General features: G+C 62.1%; 8 protein-coding genes and 1 pseudogene. 7 read left to right on the top strand and 2 right to left on the bottom strand.

The annotated features are described in order from the left end of the window. The 3 genes and pseudogenes from ACSLE4_RS03645 to ACSLE4_RS03635 form a co-directional block, all read left to right on the top strand. Window positions 1-414 (top strand): histidine phosphotransferase family protein (locus ACSLE4_RS03645; RefSeq protein WP_435903120.1); only part of this gene is annotated, 414 nt, incomplete at its 5' end. Window positions 415-453: 39 nt separating this feature from the next. Next, window positions 454-537 (top strand): annotated as a pseudogene (locus ACSLE4_RS03640) (hypothetical protein); the annotation flags it as partial. 219 nt (window positions 538-756) lie between these two features. Then, the gene (locus ACSLE4_RS03635; RefSeq protein ID WP_435903119.1) at window positions 757-939 is read left to right on the top strand and encodes a hypothetical protein; all 183 of its coding nucleotides are present in this window, start codon (window positions 757-759) and stop codon (window positions 937-939) included. 64 nt (window positions 940-1003) lie between these two features. Here ACSLE4_RS03635 and ctrA read toward each other — a convergent pair whose 3' ends face one another. Further along, a complete protein-coding gene (ctrA, locus tag ACSLE4_RS03630) occupies window positions 1004-1711 on the bottom strand; it encodes a response regulator transcription factor CtrA (protein WP_435903118.1) in 708 nt (235 codons plus the stop codon). A gap of 384 nt (window positions 1712-2095) precedes the next feature. Between ctrA and ACSLE4_RS03625 the strand changes: the two genes are divergently transcribed. The 3 genes from ACSLE4_RS03625 to ACSLE4_RS03615 all read left to right on the top strand — a co-directional run bounded on the left by ACSLE4_RS03625 (window position 2096) and on the right by ACSLE4_RS03615 (window position 3644). Further along, entirely contained in the window at window positions 2096-2494 is a 399-nt protein-coding gene (locus ACSLE4_RS03625; protein ID WP_435903117.1) for a flagellar export protein FliJ, read from the top strand. 122 nt (window positions 2495-2616) lie between these two features. Then, entirely contained in the window at window positions 2617-3102 is a 486-nt protein-coding gene (locus ACSLE4_RS03620; RefSeq protein ID WP_435903116.1) for a YajQ family cyclic di-GMP-binding protein, read from the top strand. 29 nt (window positions 3103-3131) lie between these two features. Further along, the gene (locus ACSLE4_RS03615; RefSeq protein ID WP_435903115.1) at window positions 3132-3644 is read left to right on the top strand and encodes a hypothetical protein; all 513 of its coding nucleotides are present in this window, start codon (window positions 3132-3134) and stop codon (window positions 3642-3644) included. Between the two features lie 68 nt (window positions 3645-3712). Here the strand turns inward: ACSLE4_RS03615 and sciP are convergent, their stop codons facing one another. Beyond that, window positions 3713-3991 carry a CtrA inhibitor SciP gene (gene sciP / locus ACSLE4_RS03610; protein WP_069623250.1) on the bottom strand — a complete coding sequence of 93 codons (279 nt, stop codon included), beginning with the start codon at window positions 3989-3991 and terminating at the stop codon, window positions 3713-3715. A gap of 339 nt (window positions 3992-4330) precedes the next feature. Here sciP and mnmA point away from each other — a divergent pair. Then, the coding region (mnmA, locus tag ACSLE4_RS03605; protein WP_435903114.1) for a tRNA 2-thiouridine(34) synthase MnmA at window positions 4331-5303 on the top strand (973 nt) is incomplete at its 3' end.

The following is a 5303-nucleotide window of genomic DNA, read 5'->3' as shown; positions in this document are numbered from 1 at the left end:
GGCTCAGCAGGCGCGGAGATCGATTTGCGCGACGCGGAGAAGGTGGCGCGCGAATTCGCCCAAGGCAGCGGCAAGCACGAGGTCGTGTGGAACGGGCCGCCGCTGACGGTGCCGAAGAACAAGGTCAAGCTTCTGCTCAATCTCGTGGCGCTCGGCATCATGGCGCTGCCCCGCGGAGGGACCGTGAGCGTTGAGATTTCGGGCGATCCCACCGACATCGCTTTCACCGTCAGCGCCAAGGGCACGGCCGCGCGTCTGAACGATCAGGTCAAGGCGCTGTTGTCGGGCGGAAACGGGGTTGAGGTCGATGCCCACTCGATTCAGCCCTACTACGCCCGGCGCGTGGCCGCTGTCGCTGGCATGACCGTCACCGCCGAGGCCGAGGGCGAAGAGGTCCTGTTCAGGGCCGCCTAACCCCCGGACAAAAGCGCTTTCGAGGCGGTCTTTCCCACGCTGGTCACGGAACGTAAATCAGAATCCGTCGACAATCGCCGCCAAGACTTCGACATCATCTTCTGCAGGAACGTCCTCATCTGTTTCAATGAGCAATTGAAGACGGCCGTTCTGGGGCGTCTCGCGCCTTGGTGCTTGGCGCGGCGGAGACCGCCACCGGCATGTCGCCAGACTTCATGCCGGTGCCCGAGTGGCATCATGGGCGTCTTCTGTCTGACACCCGATGTGGCGGCAGCGCGCCGTCAGGCCCGGCAACTGCGCGGACCCTTGAACGCCGGATTGGTCCCGGGCCGCGGGGAGGGCGTGACAGTCGCCCTCAAGGATCCGAGCGTCCGGGAGGTGCATCTCGATCGGGCCACGGCGGAGCTTCTGGAAGCCCGGGCCAGGGCGCGAGGGCTCACCCTGGCGGAGCTGTTGACGGAGTTTGCGGTCGCCGAGACGCCAGAAGCCGAGGGCTGGCCGGCCTTCAAGGCGGGCAGAAGCTAGCCGAAAAAAGTAATGGCCGGGACAAGCCCGGCCATTACGAATGTCTCGATCTTCGCGGAAAATGCTAGGCGGCGGCTTCGCCAGTGTCCGACTCGTCGTCCGGGTTGCGCAGCACATAGCCGCGGCCCCAAACCGTCTCGATATAGTGCTTGCCGCCGGTCGCCGCCGCGAGCTTCTTGCGCAGCTTGCAGATGAAGACGTCGATGATCTTGAGCTCCGGCTCGTCCATGCCGCCATAGAGATGATTTAGGAACATCTCCTTGGTGAGCGTCGTGCCCTTGCGCAGGGAGAGCAGCTCGAGCATCTGATATTCCTTACCGGTCAGATGCACCCGCTGGCCGTTCACGTCCACGGTCTTGGCGTCGAGATTGACCTTGAGACCGCCCGTCTGGATGACCGACTGGGCATGGCCCTTCGAGCGGCGCACGATCGCGTGGATCCTGGCGACCAGCTCATCCTTATGGAAGGGCTTGGTCATGTAATCGTCGGCGCCGAAGCCCAGGCCACGGACCTTATCCTCGATGCCAGCCAGTCCGGAGAGGATCAGGATCGGCGTCTGCACCTTGCTGACGCGCAAGGTTTTCAAGACCTCGTAACCGCTCATATCCGGCAAGTTAATGTCGAGGAGGATGATGTCGTAGTCGTAGATCTTGCCGAGGTCGACACCCTCTTCACCCAGATCGGTCTTGTAGACGTTAAAGCCTTCCGATTGCAGCATCAGTTCTATGCTCTGCGCGGTTGCGCTATCGTCCTCGATCAGAAGAACCCGCATTTTAAATCCCCCGTCTTCTCAAAGTTCCTGGTTATCCCCTGACCCAATACGTCGGACGCAGATTGGTTAATTCGAATCAACAAATTAATGGCCAATAGTTAACAAAAGCTAAGCTTCTGGCGAGCGCTAACCACGTCCGGTAACCATCTCTACACCACTGGGGTCCTCGTATCCTTCAAATGCAAGCCATATGGTTTACCGAGCCTTAAGGCCTGTCAGCCATGATCTGGAACGAGGGGCAGGGGGACCCGGTCCTCGTAAAGGCCTTGGGTTCGCTTCCGGGAGGATTGCTTTTTTGAGGGCAATCGGCCGGTAGGGCGGCTCGCTGGCATGGTAATTGAGTTCTCCGTAACCGGGGACCGAGTACGCTGAGGGTATCGAGTCATGAAGTCACGCGACGCAGTCATCCGTTTGAAGCGCTTCGAAGTCGACGAGAAGCGCCGCAAGGTTGAAGATATTGAGGCCATGATCGGTGAGCTCAACACCATGGCCACCGATCTCGACCGGCAGATCGCCATCGAGCAGGAGCGGGCCGGCGTCTCCGACGTCAATCACTACGCCTATCCGACCTTCGCCAAGGCAGCCATCCAAAGACGGGACAATCTGGCGAATTCGGTCGCGGGCCTCGAGGCAAAGCTGGCAGTGGCCCGCGGAGACCTGGACGAGGCGCTTGAAGATATGAAGAAGATCGAGCTTCTCCAGGAGCGCGACTCCGAGCGGCTCAGGGTCGAGAACCCGGCGCCGGAGCTTGTCGCCGTGGGTGCCCACCGCGCAGCCGGTTAGCCGGCCAACCTTGCAGCTGACCTGCAGCTGAGCCGCCGCCGGTTCTGGGGCTGGGCCATTCGCGGCCCCGGCTTCAGATGCTATATGATCCCGGAAACCGGAAAAGCGCGCGGGTAGGGACCATGCCGTCGTTCGATATCGTCTCAAAGACCGACCTCGCGGAGGTCGACAATGCGCTCGCCAACATGGTGCGCGAGATGGGCCAGCGCTACGACTTCAAAGGCTCGCAGGCCAAGATCGAGCGGAAGGAGTCGGAAATCACCATCAACGCCGACGACGACCTGAAGCTCAAGCAGATGCACGAGCTGCTCCAGGGGCATCTGGCGCGCCGCAAAATCGACGCAGGGGTTATCGACTATAAGACGCCGGAAAAAGCGGCCGGCCAGGCCGTTCGGCAAAAGGCGATCATCCGCCAGGGCATCGACAAGGAGCTGGCCAAGCGTGTGGTTAAGGAGATCAAGGACGGGAAGTTCAAGGTCCAGGTCTCCATTCAGGGCGACGAGCTCCGGGTCACGGGCAAGAAGCGCGACGACTTGCAGGCGGTGATCGAGCATACAAAAGGGCTTTCGATCGAGCAGCCGCTGCAATTCGTGAACTTCCGCGATTGAGCGCCACGATGCTTTCAAGGGGACATAGAGTGCGAGGGCCGGCGGCCATTACGATTGCGCTTGCGGCCGCGGGGCTAGGACTTGCGGCTTGCGGCGGTGGCGGCGGGTCCACGGGCAGCGCAAGCGTCGCCGCTGACGCCCCGGTCGGCGCGGTGCCGGCCTACAATACGAGCCGCATGTCGGTTGCGACAGCCAAGCCGGTCGATGCGTATGTGATGCTCGGCGGCCGTATCAAAACCTGCTGGTTCAATCCGAGCGCGCCCTTATTCCCCGACCATGTCTACCGTGCAGATGTCAGCCCCGACGGGCAGAAGGTGAAGATCACGATCCACGACAAGCGCAATCTCGGACGCGCGGGCAAGCTCGCCTACACGATCGATTTTGCCCAGCAGGGCGCCTCTACGATCGTCACGTCCAACAACCACACGATGACGCCGCAGCAAGCGGCCAAGATGCGGTTCGACGTCAATCGCTGGAAGAGCGGTCAGACGGATTGCAGCAAGGAATGGCCCGAAGTCGTGGCCCAGCCCGCCGCGCAGTAGCCGCTCCTAGAAATGCCAATGGCCGGGACGAGCCCGGCCATGGCGAAGATCTCAGATCAGAGGCGCGATTAGCTACTGCGATAGTCCTGGACGCGGGTGGCGCGCAGGCCCGGCAGGCCGTGCTTATCGATGGACCGCTGCCAGCTCAGGAACTCGTCCACGGTCAGCGTATAACGCTCGCAGGCTTCCTCGAGGCTGATCAGACCGCCACGCACGGCGGCCACGACCTCGGCTTTACGGCGAATGACCCACCGCTTGGTGTCCTTCGGGGGGAGATCGGCCACGGTCAGCGGGCTGCCGTCCGGTCCAATCACATATCTGACACGCGGCCTGTAATGCTCAGTCATCGTACGCAACACTTCCAAACTCGATGAGCTTCAATCTAGGTGGAAGCTAGCAGAGGCCCATTTAAGATTTGCCTAAGCTGTCCGGTAAAAGAAGCTGCAAGGAAATAGCCAAAACTTGCTGAATTCACTGAGACTTCCAGGCCTTTCCAAGAGCTTCTACTGGTCTTCCAGGGGCTCTGTCCTTGCGTCTCAAGCGTCCCCTGCCTATGTTCTGGGCCTTCTGGAAGGGCTGAAATGAGCCCACGCGGGGCCCGTCACAGACCGTCTATAATCAAGACCAAGTCGGCAAGCCCTTCCGAGATCATCGAGCCACTGACTTCGCCGCATCATTGACCCGGAATGCTTAACAGTCTGCACCTAGAAGGGCGTCCAGCCGAGACGCGGGTCGTCGTCGCCATGTCGGGCGGCGTGGATTCCTCCGTGGTCGCGGCCCTGCTCAAAGCCCAGGGCTACGACGTGGTCGGCATCACGCTGCAGCTCTACGACCACGGCCAGGCGGTGGGACGGAAGGGGACGTGCTGCGCTGGCCAGGACATTCAGGACGCGCGCCGTGTAGCCGAAGCGCTCGGCATCCCCCATTACGTTCTCGATTACGAGGCGCGCTTCAAGCAGGCGGTCATGGGTGAATTCGCCGATAGCTATCTGAGCGGCGAGACGCCGGTGCCGTGCGTCGCCTGCAATCAGAAAATCAAGTTTCACGATTTGCTTGAGACGGCGGAGGGGCTCGGCGCCGCCGCGCTCGCCACCGGCCATTACGTCAAGAGCCTGCCCGGGCCGGCCGGCTGGGAACTTCACCGGGCTGCCGACAAGGAGCGCGACCAGAGTTATTTCTTGTTCGCCACCACGCCGGCGCAGCTCTCCTTCCTGCGCTTTCCATTGGGCGACTTGCCCAAGGACGAGACGCGCGCGCTTGCGCGAAGCTTCGGGCTCACCGTCGCCGAGAAGTCCGACAGTCAGGATATCTGTTTCGTGCCCACGGGCCGCTATACGCAAGTCATCGAGCGCTTGCGTCCCGGCGCCGCCGAGCCCGGCAATATCGTGCATGTGGATGGCCGGGTGCTCGGCCGCCACACCGGCATCATCAATTACACCATCGGCCAGCGGCGGGGCATCGGCGTGGCCGCGCCCGAGCCGCTTTACGTGGTGAAGCTTGACGCAGGCCGGCGCGAGGTCGTGGTCGGTCCGCGCGATTGCTTGCACGCCCGCGCGCTCACTTTGCGTGACGTCAACTGGCTCGGCGATGAGACTTTCGAGACGGCCGCCGCGTCCGGCGTGGAGGTGCTGGCCCGTATCCGTTCGACAGGGCCTTTGC

The sequence above is a fragment of the Methyloceanibacter sp. genome (assembly GCF_051306395.1).
Lineage (GTDB): Bacteria > Pseudomonadota > Alphaproteobacteria > Rhizobiales > Methyloligellaceae > Methyloceanibacter.
Note: the sequence above shows the minus strand (reverse complement) of the source record. Positions and strands in the feature narration are given on the sequence as shown.